This is a genomic window from Brevundimonas sp. UBA7534 (assembly GCF_002479325.1).
Lineage (GTDB): Bacteria > Pseudomonadota > Alphaproteobacteria > Caulobacterales > Caulobacteraceae > Brevundimonas.
Window position 1 is genome coordinate 13,642 of the sequence record NZ_DLMO01000079.1, and the last position, 284, is coordinate 13,925.

Here is a 284-nt window from a genome sequence, read left to right on the forward strand (position 1 = left end):
GTCGTCTCCTCGGGGTGATCCCATCGCGCCCTTTATCGGGTAGCGCGCGGTGTTGAAGCTGAAGATCGGGCGTTCGGGTTCCCTATTTTCGAGGGGCGCGGCGCTCCCCGGCGTCTGGCGACGGCGGACGATCGTGCGAATGCTCGAGGTGTCGGTGCGGAACGGACGCGTGCGCGACGGGTTGGCAGGGAAACCCCCGGAAAGGAACGCCATGAAAGCCCTGGTCCTCAACTGCACCCTCAAACCCTCGCCGGAACAGTCCAGCACCGAGGCGCTGGCGCGCG

The 284-nt window shown here is 66.9% G+C and carries 1 pseudogene; it reads left to right on the plus strand.

The features are described 5' to 3' along the window. Window positions 1-52: 52 nt before the first annotated feature. Window positions 53-284: pseudogene (locus B2U11_RS06020) on the plus strand (hypothetical protein); the annotation flags it as partial.